At 68.0% G+C, this 14,991-nt stretch carries 12 protein-coding genes; 8 read left to right on the top strand and 4 right to left on the bottom strand.

Annotation, left to right across the window (positions count from 1 at the left end; translation table 11 throughout):
• Nucleotides 1-72: 72 nt before the first annotated feature.
• From ABIB42_RS07155 to rsmB, 3 genes are read right to left on the bottom strand one after another with little or no spacing between them, the layout of a single operon-like run.
• Complete coding sequence (locus tag ABIB42_RS07155; protein ID WP_005667856.1) at nucleotides 73-2,352, bottom strand: sensor histidine kinase; 2,280 nt, start codon at nucleotides 2,350-2,352, stop codon at nucleotides 73-75.
• Complete coding sequence (locus ABIB42_RS07150) at nucleotides 2,342-2,917, bottom strand: DUF4390 domain-containing protein (protein WP_429248144.1); 576 nt, start codon at nucleotides 2,915-2,917, stop codon at nucleotides 2,342-2,344. Before ABIB42_RS07150 ends, ABIB42_RS07155 begins: the two co-directional genes overlap by 11 nt.
• A 43-nt stretch (nucleotides 2,918-2,960) precedes the next feature.
• Nucleotides 2,961-4,589: a 16S rRNA (cytosine(967)-C(5))-methyltransferase RsmB gene (gene rsmB / locus ABIB42_RS07145; protein ID WP_229520339.1), complete on the bottom strand. Its 1,629-nt coding sequence runs from the start codon at nucleotides 4,587-4,589 to the stop codon at nucleotides 2,961-2,963.
• A 205-nt stretch (nucleotides 4,590-4,794) separates the two neighbouring features.
• Here rsmB and argS point away from each other — a divergent pair, with 205 nt between their 5' ends.
• The 7 genes from argS (at nucleotide 4,795) to ABIB42_RS07110 (ending at nucleotide 11,402) form a co-directional block, all read left to right on the top strand.
• The gene (argS, locus tag ABIB42_RS07140; RefSeq protein ID WP_429248143.1) at nucleotides 4,795-6,507 is read left to right on the top strand and encodes an arginine--tRNA ligase; all 1,713 of its coding nucleotides are present in this window, start codon (nucleotides 4,795-4,797) and stop codon (nucleotides 6,505-6,507) included.
• Nucleotides 6,508-6,697: 190 nt separating this feature from the next.
• Nucleotides 6,698-7,363, top strand: a complete 666-nt coding sequence (locus ABIB42_RS07135) for an SPOR domain-containing protein (protein WP_429248142.1) — start codon at nucleotides 6,698-6,700, stop codon at nucleotides 7,361-7,363.
• Between the two features lie 4 nt (nucleotides 7,364-7,367).
• Complete coding sequence (locus ABIB42_RS07130; RefSeq protein ID WP_071360453.1) at nucleotides 7,368-8,153, top strand: SDR family oxidoreductase; 786 nt, start codon at nucleotides 7,368-7,370, stop codon at nucleotides 8,151-8,153.
• Nucleotides 8,150-8,914 carry a biotin--[acetyl-CoA-carboxylase] ligase gene (locus ABIB42_RS07125; protein WP_071360454.1) on the top strand — a complete coding sequence of 255 codons (765 nt, stop codon included), beginning with the start codon at nucleotides 8,150-8,152 and terminating at the stop codon, nucleotides 8,912-8,914. Before ABIB42_RS07130 ends, ABIB42_RS07125 begins: the two co-directional genes overlap by 4 nt.
• Nucleotides 8,911-9,654 (top strand): type III pantothenate kinase, encoded by a 744-nt coding sequence (locus tag ABIB42_RS07120; protein ID WP_005667839.1) that lies wholly within the window; start codon nucleotides 8,911-8,913, stop codon nucleotides 9,652-9,654. Before ABIB42_RS07125 ends, ABIB42_RS07120 begins: the two co-directional genes overlap by 4 nt.
• Nucleotides 9,648-10,391 (top strand): SPOR domain-containing protein, encoded by a 744-nt coding sequence (locus tag ABIB42_RS07115; protein WP_005667836.1) that lies wholly within the window; start codon nucleotides 9,648-9,650, stop codon nucleotides 10,389-10,391. Before ABIB42_RS07120 ends, ABIB42_RS07115 begins: the two co-directional genes overlap by 7 nt.
• 216 nt (nucleotides 10,392-10,607) lie before the next feature.
• Nucleotides 10,608-11,402, top strand: a complete 795-nt coding sequence (locus ABIB42_RS07110; protein WP_005667833.1) for a PEP-CTERM sorting domain-containing protein — start codon at nucleotides 10,608-10,610, stop codon at nucleotides 11,400-11,402.
• Between the two features lie 90 nt (nucleotides 11,403-11,492).
• Here the strand turns inward: ABIB42_RS07110 and ABIB42_RS07105 are convergent, their stop codons facing one another.
• On the bottom strand, nucleotides 11,493-12,506 hold the full coding sequence (locus ABIB42_RS07105) for a septal ring lytic transglycosylase RlpA family protein (protein ID WP_005667831.1): 1,014 nt from the start codon (nucleotides 12,504-12,506) through the stop codon (nucleotides 11,493-11,495).
• A gap of 197 nt (nucleotides 12,507-12,703) precedes the next feature.
• Here ABIB42_RS07105 and ABIB42_RS07100 point away from each other — a divergent pair, with 197 nt between their 5' ends.
• Nucleotides 12,704-14,857 carry an ATP-binding protein gene (locus ABIB42_RS07100; protein ID WP_429248141.1) on the top strand — a complete coding sequence of 718 codons (2,154 nt, stop codon included), beginning with the start codon at nucleotides 12,704-12,706 and terminating at the stop codon, nucleotides 14,855-14,857.
• Nucleotides 14,858-14,991: the final 134 nt, after the last annotated feature.

Genomic DNA, 14,991 nt, shown 5'->3' with positions numbered 1-14,991 from the left:
AGTTCTCATGCCCTGAAATGGAGGTTCGTTGAACAATCAGGTTTGATTCAATGAATCTTCATTTCAGGACACTCAAGCTAACTTTAGCAGCAAAATCGATACCGCTGCGCCAGTTCCATCGCTGCGGTTGCCGACGTCGATCCGGCCCCCGTGCTCGTCCACGATTTTCTTGACCATGGGCAGGCCCAGGCCGGTGCCGCGGGCCTTGGTGGTGACATACGGTTCGAAGGCGCGCGCCAGGATGCGCGGCGCGAAGCCGGGGCCGTTGTCGACGATCGCCAGGCGCACCGCGGTGCCCGCGAGCCCGTCGGCGCCGGTGTAGTGGATCGCCTCGGTGCTCACGTCCACGCGCGGGGGCGGCGCGTCCGGGCCGCGGTCGACCAGCGCATCCTGGGCGTTCTGCACCAGGTTGTGGATCACCTGGCGCAGCTGGGTGGCGTCGCCCATCACGCGCGGCAGGTTCGGCGCCAGGCTGGCGTGGATGACGTCATTGCCATCCTCGGCCAGGTAAAGGTTCAGGATTTCTCCGATCAGGCCATTCAGGTCGAGCTGCTCGAGCATGGCCGGCGGCGTGCGCGCGTAGTCGCGGAAGTCGTCCACCATGCGCTTCATGGCGTCGACCTGGTTGACGATGGTGGTGGTGCCGCGCTTGAGCAGCTCGGCCTCCTTCGGCGGCAGGCTGTCCTCGAGCTTCATCTGCATGCGCTCGGCCGCCAGCTGGATCGGCGTGAGCGGGTTCTTGATCTCGTGCGCCAGGCGCCGCGCGACCTCGCCCCAGGCCACCGAGCGCTGGGCCGTGATCACGTCCGAGATGTCGTCGAACACGACGATGAAGCCGCTGTCGGCGCCCACCGGCAGGCGCGAGCCGCGCGCCAGCAGCACCAGGTCGTGGTCGTGGTCGTCGCCGCTGCCGCGGCGCGGGATCTCGATCTGCTGCTGCCAGTGCGCGCGCTTGCGCCGCTCGGCCGCCGAGTGCGCGCTCTGGGCCGAGAAGGCGCGCGTGATGCAGTTCGAGAAGTGTTCCAGTCCCGGGATCCGCGCCAGCGGCCCGGCCATCGCGCCGGGTTCCACCTGCAGGATGCGGTAGGCGGCGTCGTTCGAGTTCACCACCAGGCCCTCGGCGTCGAGCACGATCACGCCGGCCGACATATTGGCCAGCACCGATTCGAGGTGGGCCTTGGCGCTTTGCAGCGCGGCGCGGTTGCGCTCGACCGCGCTCCTGGCCTCGAACAACTGGCCGGTCATGGCGTTGAACGATTGCGTCAGCGTGCCCAGTTCGTCCTTCGTCTGGACGATCGGCCTGGGCGACAGGTCGCCCTCGGCCACCGCCTGCGTGCCCTCGGCCAGCACCAGCAGCGGCTGCGCCAGGTTGCCGGCGATGAGGAAGGCGCTGCCGACGGCGCCGAAGATCGCCAGCAGCAGCGTCAGGGTCAGCATCCCGATGTACATCTTGCGCAGGCCGGTGCGCGCTTCCAGGCGCAGGCGGTATTCGCTGTAGGCCGAGCGCAGCACCTCGGCGTTCGAGGCCAGGTTGACCGGCACCGACTGCAGCAGCTGCAGGTAGCGCTGCGGCGCGCCGGGCGGCTCGGGCACGGCCAGCACCACGCGCAGGCGCAGGCCCGTGACGGCGTCGAGCGCGCTCGAGACGCCATCGAGCCCCTCTTCGCTCAGGTCGCGGTCGACGCCGCCTTCGGCCAGCGCATACCCGCCCGGCATGGCGGCGCTCTTCAGCATGCGTTCGTTGGGCGCGTCGGCCGCCAGGTTGGCGCCGCGGTCTTCCAGCGCCGCGGCCAGCACCGCGCCCTTCTCGTCGACCAGCATCGCGCTCTGCAGGCCGCTGGTGTCGGCCAGCAGGCGAGCCAGCACCGGCTGCGCGCTCATGTCGCCCTGGCCCGCCAGGGTCGCGGCGGCGGTCTGCGCGGTCGCGCCCAGTTCGGCCAGCGATTCGTCGAGCGCGGCGCGGCCCAGGTTCAGGCCCGACTCGATCGCCGACTCGATCTTGACGTCGAACCACGAGTCGATCGAATGCGAGACGAAATTCACCGACACCATGAAGATGACGACGCCGGGCAGGATGCCGATGCCGGCGAACAGCAGCACCAGTCTCGCCATCAGGCGCGAGCCGAACTTGCCGGCCTTGTGGCGCGAATACAGGCGGCCGAGGGCGACCGCGACGAAGGCCAGCAGCACGAAGGCCACCGCGCCGATCAGTCCGATCAGCCAGCCGTAGTAGCGGCCAAGGAATTCGGAATTGGCCGAGGCCGACGCGAGCAGGAACAGCAGGATGCACACTACCGCGCAGCCCACGACGAGGGCGTAGCGCAAGACCTGGTTGACCGGTCTACTCTGCACGATAGGTAAAGGTCTTCCGGCTGGACGTCAGGCGCCAGTCGGAATCGTTGAAGGCGTTGACCTGCAGGGGTTTTTGCAGGTATTCGCGGTCCATGTACATGCGCAGCGAGACTTCGTAGACCTCGCCCGGCTTGAGCTTGCCCTTGGGCGCGATCAGCCAGCGGGTCGGGCGGCGCACCATGAACATCGCATCCTCGAAGGTCTGGAAGCGTTCCTGGAAGGAGCCGACCACCGTCACGTAATACTGGCGCGTCAGCACGTCATAGGAAATGCGGATGGTGCGCTTGGCGGACACCGCCCGCTCGTCGCGCCACCACCAGCGCGGCCGCACCAGCTCGATCTCGGTGGTGAAATGCAGCTGCACGCCGTGCTGGAGCGCATCCCGCAGGCCGCTATTGAGCTCGAAGTCGTAGACCGTGTTGAGCCGGTAGCCATCGTCGCTGGCTTCGATCGCGGCGCGGCTGATCTCGATCCCGTCGGCAGCCCACGCCGGTACCCACGCACCAACGCACGCGAACGCCAGCAGCAGCTGGCAGGCGAGGAGGCGTAAAAGTCGTAACGTCACGGGTGAGCCGGGGCCTTAAAAAATGCGCGTAGTGTAAAAGAACTTACGCCGCTTTCTTCTGGAACAGGGCGTAGAACAAACCGTCATGATCCTGTCCGGCGCCGCCGAGCGGCAGGAGTTGGCCCGGCGCATCAAGGCGGACTGCGTCGTGGCGAGCCGCGAAAGCGGCTGCCTGCGCCTCCGATTCCTGGGGCCAGAGCGAACATGTCACGAACAGCAATTTACCATCGGGCAGCAACATCTGCCAAAGATTGTCGAGTATTTTGGAAGAAAGTGTTGCAAGTTGGGATGTATCCGACTTGCGGCGCAGCCAGCGGATATCCGGGTGGCGGCGCACGATGCCCGAGGCGGTGCACGGCACGTCGGCCAGGATACGATCGTATTGACGGCCATCCCACCAATCGCGGCTGCCGGCGTCGGCGGCCAGCAGGGTCGCGTCCAGGCCGAGGCGGCCCAGGTTGTCGCCCACGCGCGCCAGGCGCGCCGGGTCGGCGTCGACCGAGGTCAGCTGCACGTCGGCGGTCTCGAGGATGTGACCGCTCTTGCCGCCGGGAGCGGCGCAGGCGTCCAGCACGCGCATGCCGTCCTTCAGGTCGAGCAGCGGCGCGGCCAGCTGGGCGCCGGCGTCCTGCACCGACACCACGCCGTCGGCGAAGCCCGGGATCTGGGCCACGTTGATGGCCTGGGCCAGGCGCACCGCGGTCAAGCCCACCTGCTCGGCCTGCAGGCCGGCTTCGTTCAGGGCGTGCAGATAGGCAGAGACATCGGTCTTGCGGCGGTTGACGCGCAGGGTCAGCGGCGGATGGACGTTGCCGGCCTCGAGCACGGCTTCCCAGTCGCGCGGATAGGCCGCGCGCATGGTGTCGATCCACCACTGCGGATAATTGAAGCGCGCCAGCGGCTCGCGCAGGGCTTCTGCGACCAGCGCCTCGCGCTCGCGCAGGAAGCGCCGCAACACGGCGTTGACCATGGCCTTGGCATGGGCGAAATCGGGATGGGCCGCGGCCGCGTTGACGGCCTGGTCGACCACGGTGAAGGCCTCATACGGGGCCGCCTGGCCCTCGGGCGGATCGAGCAGGGAGAGCGCCGCGCACAACAGGCCGCCCAGCATCGGCGGCTCGGGCGCCTTGCTGGTCATCAGGCCCAGCAGGGTCTCGCTGCGGCCCAGCTGGCGCATGGTGCGGTAGGCGATGTCCTGGATCGCGCCGCGCGCCTGCGGCGTGGCGTCGTAGGCGCCGAAGACGGCAGCCAGGGCCTGCGGCAGCGCGCTGCCCCCGCGCACGCGCGCCACGGCGCTGGCGGCGCCGAGCAGCGCCAGCGCCAGCGAATCGGACTTGAGGTCGGGGCGGTAGTCGCGCTGCGGCGCGACTTTCACTTCGTGGCTCTGGCGCAGACGCGGCGCTTCTTCACGCTGCGCACGCGGCTGCTGGCCGGGGAAGTCGCCACCCTGCGCCCGAGGCGGCTTGCCGACCGGGCGGCGGTCGGGATCTGCCGGCCGGGGCTGGCCTGATGCGCTCGGACCGGGCTTGCCATGACCGCCCTGCCCCCGCGCAGGACCCTTTGCCGCAGCGCCGGCCGGAACCGGGTTGCGGCCGACCGCGCCTGGCGCGCGCCGGTCGGCGGCGGGCCTGGCCTTGGGTTTCAGGGTGAGCGTTGGACGCTTGTCAGTCATGGCGAATAAAATGTTGCGAAAATGGGCTCCCATTGTAACGGTTATGCCTTTGGCGACGCTTAATATGGTTGTTGAACCGCCAATCGCGAACGCCGTGGCCAGCCAAAGCGTGGCATCAAACTAGTATAATGTTCACTGTTTGCCTGCTCGTCTTCCCGATAATAGGCGCCGTCCATCCGTAGTACCTAATTTTTCGACCATTCCCATGCTCGCCCAACAAAAACAACAAATCGTTGCCCTGTTCCAGGCAGCCCTCGCCCCGATCGTCGCCGGCACCGACCTGGCCCCCAATGTGGTGCTGGAGCGTCCGCGCGATCCTTCGCACGGCGACATCGCCTGCAATATCGCCATGCAGCTGGCCAAGCCGCTCAAGACCAATCCGCGCGAACTGGCCACCCGCCTGGTCGCCGCGCTGCAGGCCGAGCCGGGCGCGCAGGGCCTGATCGAATCGGCGGAGATTGCCGGCCCCGGCTTCATCAACCTGCGCGTGGCCGCCGCCGCCAAGCAGTCGGTGGTGCGCAGCGTGCTCGAGCAGGGTGAAGCCTTCGGCCGCGCCGGCGCCGCCAGCGGCCACCATGCGATCATCGAATTCGTCTCGGCCAACCCGACCGGTCCGCTGCACGTCGGCCACGGCCGCCAGGCCGCGCTGGGCGATGCGCTGTCGTCGCTGTTCGAATCGCAGGGCATCGAAGTGACGCGCGAGTTCTACTACAACGACGCCGGCGTCCAGATCGCCACCCTCGCCACCTCGGTGCAGGCGCGCGCGCGCGGCTTCAAGCCGGGCGACGCCGAATGGCCGGAGTCGGCCTATAACGGCGACTACATCGCCGACATCGCGGCCGACTTCCTGGCCAAGAAGACCGTGTCGGCCAGCGACGGCGCACCCGCCACCGCCAGCGGCGACGTGAATGACATCGAATCGATCCGCCGCTTCGCCGTGACCTACCTGCGCAACGAGCAGGACCAGGACCTGCAGGCATTCGGCGTCAAGTTCGACAACTACTACCTCGAATCGTCGCTGTACGCCGACGGCAAGGTGGAAGCCGCGGTGCAGGCCCTGGTGGATGCCGGCAAGACCTATGAAGACGGCGGCGCCCTGTGGCTCAAGACCACCGACTACGGCGACGACAAGGACCGCGTGATGCGCAAGTCCGACGGCACCTATACCTATTTCGTGCCCGACGTCGCCTACCACATCCAGAAATTCCGCCGCGGCTTCGACCAGGCGATCAACATCCAGGGCAGCGACCACCACGGCACCATCGCGCGCGTGCGCGCCGGCCTGCAGGCGGTGAACATCGGCATCCCGCAGGGCTATCCCGACTACGTGCTGCACAAGATGGTCACCGTGATGAAGAACGGCGAAGAGGTCAAGATCTCCAAGCGCGCCGGCTCCTACGTCACCGTGCGCGACCTGATCGAATGGTCGGGCAATGGCGACGTCACGCGCGGCCGCGACGCGGTGCGTTTCTTCCTGATTTCGCGCAAGGCCGACACCGAGTTCGTGTTCGACGTTGACGTCGCCCTCGCGACCAATGACGAGAATCCGGTCTACTACGTGCAGTACGCCCACGCGCGCATCTGCTCGGCGCTGGCCAACTGGGGCGGCGACGTCGCCAGCCTGGCCAAGGCGGATCTGTCGCCGCTGACCGAACCGCACGAGTCGCAGCTGCTGGCCAAGCTGGCGGCCTATCCCGAGATGCTGCAGCGCGCGCAGGCCGAACTCGGCCCGCACCAGGTCGCGTTCTACCTGCGCGAACTGGCCGGCGAGCTGCACAGCTACTACTTCGCGCACAAGTGGCTGCTCGACGACGACGAGTCGCTCAAGCTGGCCCGCCTGGCGCTGGCCGCCGCCACCCGCCAGGTGCTGCGCAACGGCCTGGCCCTGATCGGCGTCTCGGCGCCGGACAAGATGTGAAGGGCGCCTCGAAAAACCGTCGCGAGCGGCAGCAGTTTCGGTCGAGAAGCGCAACCGTACGGCCGTACGGTGAGCATCGCAGACCTACGCGGCCCGACCGAAACTGCAACGCGCAGCAGGTTTTTCGAAGTGCCCTAAAGTGCAGGCAGCACTGGAACCGAAGCCCAACGTCTCATCACCAGAAAGCGTCATGACCGTCATCCGTACCTTCTCGAAGCGTAGCCAACGCCATCAACGCGGCAGCACCCTGACCGGCATCATCGTCGGCCTGATCATCGGGCTGGGGATCGCGGTGGCGGTCGCGCTCGTGATCACCAAGGGCGCCTCGCCGTTCACCGACCGTTCCAACAAGATGGGCCGCCCGGCCGACCTCGAGCCGAGCCAGGCGTCCGATCCCAACAAGCCGATGTACGGCAACCGGGCGCCGGTGCCGCAAACGCCGGCCCAGCCGAGCGCGCCGGCGAGCGCGCCGGCGCCGTCGCCACAGCAGCAGCCCGACTCCGACCCGCTGGGCGCCGCCATCGCCGGCATGCAGGAGCCGCGCCCGAGCGCGCCGCCACCGCCGCCGGGCCCGGTCAACACCGCCGCCCCCGCCTCCGGCGCGGCGGCCGTGACCGACGGCTACATCTATTACCTGCAGGCCGGCGCCTTCCGCGAGATGTCGGACGCCGAGAACACCCGCGCCAAGCTGGCCCTGCTCGGCTTCGAGGCCGCCATCACCGACCGCAGCACCGACAGCGGCGTGCTGCACCGGGTGCGGGTCGGCCCCTACTCGCAAGTCGAAGCCGTCAACAAGGCGCGCGCCAAGCTGCTCGACAGCGGCATCGACGTCGCCATCGTGCGCAACCAGCGCTAAGCCCATGTCGACGCGGACGGAGCGCGTCTTCATCACCGGCGCCTCGAGCGGCATCGGCGCCGCCCTGGCGCGCGAATACGCCGCGCGCGGCGCCACGCTCGGCCTGCTGGCGCGGCGGCGCGACCACCTGGTTGCGCTGGCCGCTTCGCTGCCCCACCCGGAACGGCATCACATCTACGCGGTCGACGTGCTCGATCGCGACGGCCTGGCCGCGGCCGCGCTTGACTTCATCGCCGCCAACGGCGGCGCCGACGTCGTCATCGCCAGCGCCGGCATTTCGCACGGCACGCTCACCGACCGCGCGGCCGACCTGGCCGTGTTCGACGCGGTGTTCGCCACCAACGTGAACGCCACGGTCGCCACCTTCGCCCCGTTCATTGCCCCCATGCGGCGGCAGGCGACGCCCTGCCGCCTGGTGGGCATCGGCAGCGTGGCGGGCGTGCGCGGCATGCGCGGCGCCGGCGCCTACTGCGCCAGCAAGGCCGCCGTGCACAGCTACTGCGAAGCGCTGCGGGTCGAGCTGCGCGCGACCAACATCCGGGTGGTGACGATCGCCCCCGGTTATATCGACACCCCCATGACCAGCAAGAACCGTTTTCCCATGCCCTTCCTGATGCCCGCCGACCGCTTCGCGGCGCAAGCCGCCGCCGTGATCGCGCGCGGCGACAGCTACCGCGTATTACCCTGGCAGATGGGCGTCGTCGCCAAGCTGCTGCGCCTGCTGCCCAACTTCGTGTTCGACCGCCTGTTCGCGCGCGCGCCGACCAAGCAGCGCCAGGGGGAAGCATGAACGCCGATGCCATCCGCGCACTGTCGAAGGCCGGCGTGGCGGTCGACGTCGTGGCGCAGACCGGCTCCACCAATGCCGACCTGCTGGCGCGCGCCGCGACGCTCGAAGCGCCATTGCTGCTGGTGGCCGAACACCAGACCGCCGGCCGCGGTCGCGCCGGCCGCAGCTGGCTGTCTTCGCCCGAAGGTTCGCTGACCTTTTCGCTGGCGTGGAAGTTCGACGGCGGCCCGCAGGCGCTGGTTGGCCTGCCGCTGGCAATCGGCGTGGCGCTGGCCGAGACGCTCGGCGCGCTGGGCCAGCAAGTCCAGCTGAAATGGCCGAACGACCTGCTCAAGGACGGCGACAAGCTGGCCGGCATCCTGGTCGAGACCCAGTCCGCGCCCGGTGGCGGCACCTGGACCGTGATCGGCATCGGCCTCAATCTCCTGATGCCGGACGAGATGGAAGCGCAGCTGGGACGCAGCGCGGCCGGCGTGCCCTGGCTGGCGCGCATGGAGCGCGACGTCCTGATGGCGGCCCTGCTCGACGGCCTGGCCGCGGCGCTGGCGGAGTTTTCCGCGCGCGGCTTCGCCGCCTTCGCCGCGCGCTGGAACCTGCGCCACGCCTGGCAGGGCGAGACCGTTGTCCTGCTCGACCACGGCGCGGTGCGGCACGAGGGCCGCGCCGCCGGCGTCGACGACAGCGGCCGCCTGCTGCTCGACACGTCGGAGGGCCGCATCACCGTGATGGCCGGCGACGTCTCGCTGCGGGTGAAGACATGATGCTGCTGGTCGACGCGGGCAATACCCGCGTCAAGTGGGCGCTGGCCGACGCCGGCAGCGCCCTCGGCGCGTGGCGCCTGCACGGCGCCGTGCTGCATGCGCAGCTGGACGAAGCAGCTGCCCGATGGGCGAGCGCCGGCGTGACCCGCGCGCTGGTGTCGAACGTCGCCGGCCCACAGCTGGCCGGGCGCATCGCGGCCCTGCTGCCGGCCGGGATCGAGGTCGAATGGTTCGCCTCCAGCGTGGAGCGCGCCGGCCTGCGCAACGGCTACCGCGACCCCGGCCGCCTGGGCTGCGACCGCTTCGCCGCCGCCATCGGCGCGCGCGCCCTGGCGCCCAGGCAGAACCTGATCGTCGCCACCTGCGGCACCGCGACCACGGTCGACGCGGTGAGCGCCGACGGCCTGTTCGTGGGCGGCATGATCCTGCCCGGCCTGGCGCTGATGGCGTCCAGCCTGGCCAGCAACACGGCGCAGCTGCCGCAGGTAGTCCCTGGCGCCGTGCCGGCGCTGTTTGGCGACAATACCAACGACGCGATTCTCTCCGGCGTGCTGTCGGCCCAGGCCGGCGCCATCGAGCGCGCCGTGGCCGGACATGGCGCCTCTTCCTGCATCGTCTCGGGCGGCGCGGCGCCGACCATCGCGCCCGCGCTCAAGGTCGCGCACAGGGTGGTCGATAATATCGTGCTGGTCGGCCTGCAGGCGGCGACCGCCTGGAGAGAGGGGGAAGCACGGTGTTGAAATTCGTATTCTGGGCGCTGCTGGCCGCGAACGCGGCCTTGCTGGCGTATGGCCAGGGCATGCTGGGCCAGCCCGGCGCCGGTGAGCGCGAGCCAGGCCGGCTGAACAACCAGCTGGCGCCCGAACGCATCACGCAACTGACGGCGGTCGAGGCCAAGCGCGCGCTGGACGAGGCCGAGGCCATGGAAGCCGGCGACGCCGAAGCCCGCGCCGAGCCATCCGCCGCCGCGCCCTCGCCGGAGCCGGCGCCGCCGGCCGCCGTGGCGCCGGACCTGATCGCCTGCGTCCAGGCCGGTCCCTTCAGCGCCGCCGACGCCCGCCGTTTCGAAACCCGGGTGGCCAGCCTGGACCTCGCTGCGCGCCAGTCGCGGGTCGACGTCCCCTTCCAGGAAGTGACCAGCCGCCTGGTCTACCTGCCTCCCAACGGCGGCCGCGAAGGCGCCCAGCGCCGCGCCGCCGAGCTCAAGGAACGCGGTGTCGAGAATTTTTACATCATGCAGGGCGACTCGCCGCTGCGCTGGGCGATCTCGCTGGGCGTGTTCAAGACCGACAGCGCGGCCCAGAAGCTGGTGGCGCAACTGCAGCGCCAGGGTGTGCGCGGTGTGCGGGTGCTGCCGCGTGGCCCGCAAGTCATGCGCCCCGCCTACCAGTACCAGGCGATCGATGCCGGTGCGCGCAACCGGCTTTCCACGCTCATCGGCAACTTCTCCGGCGCCGACTTGCGCAACTGCGAATAACGTCGCGGTCGTGTATCGCATCCATCCAGCGCGCCACATGGCGCGCTTTTTTATGCGGTGTGCAGTTGACCACCCGCAAGCTGTCGAATATCTTTACACTTAATTTTCCTCAAGAAATTTTAATTAACCAAAACAAACACTTATATCCTTGGCACACTATTTGCTCTATATCAAATTAAGTTGTTCCAATATAATTTGACGTTCCGAGGGGAAGCCATGAAACAGATCATCACCGCCTTGCTGCTCGCCGCTGCCACGCTGTCGACCACCGCTGCCGCTGCACCCATTTCGCTGAACGGCTCGCTGGCCAACGGGATGCTGGATCAGGGCAGCTACAAAGTCGCTTTCATCAACGATACGCCGCTGCCAGAAAAATATACCTTCAATAGCCTGTCGTATTCGTTCTCCTTCAAGGACGATGGCGAACTGATGAAACTGACCTCGACCAGCGACCGCGACGAAGGCGAATACGGCAAGGTCAAGAATGGCAAGAGCACCCGTGATGTGACGGTCACCAATACCCATACCTATACCGGTGAACAAGAGAGCGCCGCCCTGTGGTTCGGCGACTTCCTGCTCGGAAGCGGAAGCACCCAGCTCTTCGAGTCGAGCTATACCTCCCCGTCGAGCTTCCAGGAAATTTACGACGGCCAAAAATGCACGAAATGGTTCTTCTTCATCTGCAAACAATCGCACTCGCAATATTCGGATACCACGACCACGACGACGACCGTGAAGAAGGCGTACACCGGTGAGTTCACCATCAGCGGCACCGTGACGAACCAGTCCATCATCGACGCGCTGCTGAACGATGGCCAACTGACGTTCAAGCTGAAAGTGCTCGGCGACCTGATGCTCACCAACTCCGAGCTCCTGCTCGACTACACCAAGGTGGAAGAGCCGACTGAAGAGCCGGGCGAAGTGCCTGAGCCGTCGAGCGTCCTGCTGGCCGGCGCCGGCCTGGCCGCCATCGGCTTCCTGCGCCGCCGCCGCACCGCCGCACAGGCATAAGCGCTTCTTTTCCGCTCGAAGAAATGGCCGGTTCGCCGGCCATTTTTCATGGCGCGGAGGTTCAGCGCGCCGCGTTCGACGAGGGGGCGATCAGCGCTGGACCACGATCGGCTTGAAGCCGAGGCTGGACGGCAGCGCACGCATGGCTTCCATCGCTTCGGCGCGGCTGGCGTAGGGGCCGCCGTACAGGCGATTCAGGGAACCCACCTTCACCACTTCGAGCTTGCCCAGCTCGACGCCGGCATCGGCGATCTTTTCTCCCATCGCCTCGGCGGTGCCGGCGCGGCCATAGGCGCCGAGCTGGATGAAGAAGCGACCGGCCGGCGCGGGCGCGGACACCGGCTCTGCCTGGCTCACCAGCGCCGCGCTGTCGGAATGAATCCGGTCTTCCAGCATCAGCGCCTCGATCTCGGGCGGCGCCGATTGCGCGATCGACGCGACTTCGCGGCGCGCGGCCGCGATCTGCGCCGGCGGGACGATCGGATCGCCCGGGAACAGGCGCTCGATCTCGACTTCATGGCTGCCCTTGCCCAGCAGCCCGAGCTTGAGCGCCGCCGTGTACGAGACGTCGATGATGCGGCTGGAATGGAAGGGGCCGCGGTCGTTGATGCGCACCACCACCGAATTGCCGGTGTCGAGGCTGGTCACGCGCACATAGGACGGGATCGGCAGCGTCGGATGCGCGGCCGTCATCTTGTACATATCGTACAGTTCTCCGGACGCCGTGCGCTGGCCGTGGAACTTGACGCCATACCAGGTGCTGACGCCGCGCGCGCTGTACCGCTCGTCATTTCCCAGCGGCGTATAGGTCTTGCCCAGCACCGTGTAGGGACGGCTGGTCCACTTGTTGAAGGGCTCGGCCTTGACCACGGCGTCCGGCACGTCGAGCAGGCCGTCGGGGATGTCGTCGCCCGGGCCGTCGTCCTTGTAGTAGCCGCCGCGGCCCGACTTGGCGGCCGGCAGCTGGGGCGCCTTGCCATGCTTGGCGGTCGGCTTGTGCGGCCAGGGGAAAGGATTGAGCTTTTTATGCTCTCCCGTGCTGCTGCAGGCCGATACTAGAATGGCAACCGGTATGACCGCCAGGAAGCTTGTACGAACGCCCATTGGCCGTCCTCCATCGTGTTAGGTCGACCCCCAGTTTACGTTGTCTTGCCAGACTCATCAATATGCAGGCATCAAGCCGGAATGCGATAATGGCCGTTTTGGCAAGACGTCCGCGTGCCCTGATCGTTCCGAAAGTGTGGTTCCGGCGCAAAAAAACAGGGCATACTGCGGCATCGCCGGTCTGTCCACTTTCAACCATGCCGCACGCTTCGCATATTTTCGATCACCTGCCGGGTAACGGCGACACCGTGACCCTGCTGCGGCAGACCGACTGGTCGCGCACCGGCCTGGGCGACCCATCCACCTGGCCCGACGCCTTGCGGCTGCAGGTGAACGTCTGTTTCGAATCGCAGTTCCCGATCGCGATATGGTGGGGCCCGGACCTGATCCAGCTGTACAACGATTTCTACCGGCCGATCCTCGGTTCGAGCAAGCACCCGGCGTCGTTCGGCGGCCCGGCCCGGGAAACCTGGCCCGAAATCTGGCCGACGATCGGCGCCATGGTCGACCAGGTGATGAACGACGGCATCGCGGTCAGGGGCGAGGACATGCCGCTCGAACTGCTGCGCAACGGCTACCCCGAACTGTGCCACTTCACGTTTTCGTACAGCCCGATCCGCGATATTTCGGGCGCCGTCGTCGGCATGTTCACCGCGGCGGTCGAGACGAGCGCGCGCGTCATGGCGGAACGCCGGCGCGCTTTCCAGCTCAACCTGGCCGACGAATTGAGGGGGCTGGCGACGACCGACGACATCATCGGCACGGCGACCCGGCTGATCCGCCAGCACCTGGGCGTCACGCGCGCCTATTACGCCGAAATCGACGACCAGGCCGGCTGCTTCCACATTCCCGCGCAATGGACGCACGGCGGCGAGCTGCCCGCCCTGCCCGGCCTGCCGATGCACGGATCGGTGGCCTCGTTCAGTCCCTACCTGCTGCAAAGCCTGCGCGCCGCGCGGGCGGTGGTGGCCGAGGACATCGCGGCCGACCCGCACCTGGCCGGGCATGCGCAGGCCTACCAGGATGTCGGGATGCAGTCGGTCGTCGTCATGCCGCTGAACCGGGGTGGCCAGCTGCGCGCCAACTTCAATGTCGGCCATTCGGTGCCGCGCCGCTGGACGCCGGGTGAACTCGAGATCATCGCCGACGTGGCCGAGCGTACCTGGGACGCGATCGAGCGGGCCCGGGCCGAAGAAGCGCTGCGCCTGTCAAGCCGCCTGAAGGACGAATTCCTCGCGATGCTGGCGCATGAACTGCGCAACCCGCTGGCGCCGATCAGCGCCGCGGCCGACCTGCTCGCCGCCGCCCGCCTCGACGAGGACAAGATACACCGGACCAGCGCCGTCATCCAGCGCCAGGTCGCGCACATGACCGCGCTGGTCGACGACCTGCTCGACATCTCGCGCGTGACCCGCGGCCTGATCACGCTGGAACAGAGAGAGATCGACGTGCACGACGTCATCGCCGACGCCGAGGAACAGGCGCGCCCGCTGATGGAAAAGCGCCAGCATGCGCTGCGCTGCATCTGCCGCGCGGGGAAGGCCTACGTTCGCGGCGACCGCAAGCGGCTGGTGCAGGTGCTCGCCAATCTCCTCAACAATGCGGCCAAGTACACGCCGCCGGGCGGCGCGATCGACATGCGGGTCGAGGTGCGGGAGCGCGACGTCGCCATCTCGGTGAGCGACAACGGCATCGGCATGGCCCACGAGCTGGTCGGCCGCGTGTTCGATCTGTTCGCCCAGGGCGAGCGCGATGCCGACCGGACCCAGGGCGGGCTGGGCATCGGCCTGGCCCTGGTGCGCAACCTGGTCGAGCTGCACGGAGGCAGCGTCGGCGCGCATAGCGCGGGCGCCGGACAGGGCAGCCGGTTCACCGTGACCCTGCCGCGGATCGAACCCGATGCCGCGCCGGCCGGCAGCGCCGGTTCCGCCACGGGGCTCGCGCCGGCGGCGGGCGGGCTGAAAGTGCTGGTGGTGGACGACAATGCCGACGCCGCCGCCATGCTGTCGATGCTGGTCGAATCGGCCGGCCATGACGTCGTGGTCGAACTGAGCTCGGTGAGGGCGCTCGACAACGTCGAGACGATCAGGCCGGATATCTGCCTGCTCGACATCGGCCTTCCCGAGCTCGATGGGAACGCGCTGGCGCGCCGGCTGCGCGCGATGCCGCGGCTGCCGCCTCCGGTGCTGGTTGCCGTCACCGGATATGGCCAGCAGTCCGACCGCGACAAGGCCTTCGCGGCAGGCTTCGACCATTTCTTCACCAAGCCGGTCGATATTTCCCGCTTGATGGCCTTGCTGACCGAGGTGCACACGGCAGGCCCCGCGGCGCGCGGCGGCCCGGTGCGCTAGACGCGTGGACGGCTTGGCCGTCCTAGGGAAGCGCTGTTTTATTCTGACGGATGGAATTGGCGACGGAAAAAGGCGCCCGGCAAGGCGTAAACCGCAGCCATACCGCGTGGTATGGCGAGGATTTACAACGCAGC

Origin of the sequence: Massilia sp. UYP32, assembly GCF_050434365.1 — a bacterium.
GTDB classification, from domain to species: Bacteria; Pseudomonadota; Gammaproteobacteria; order Burkholderiales; family Burkholderiaceae_D; genus Telluria; species Telluria timonae.
Note: the sequence above shows the minus strand (reverse complement) of the source record. Positions and strands in the feature narration are given on the sequence as shown.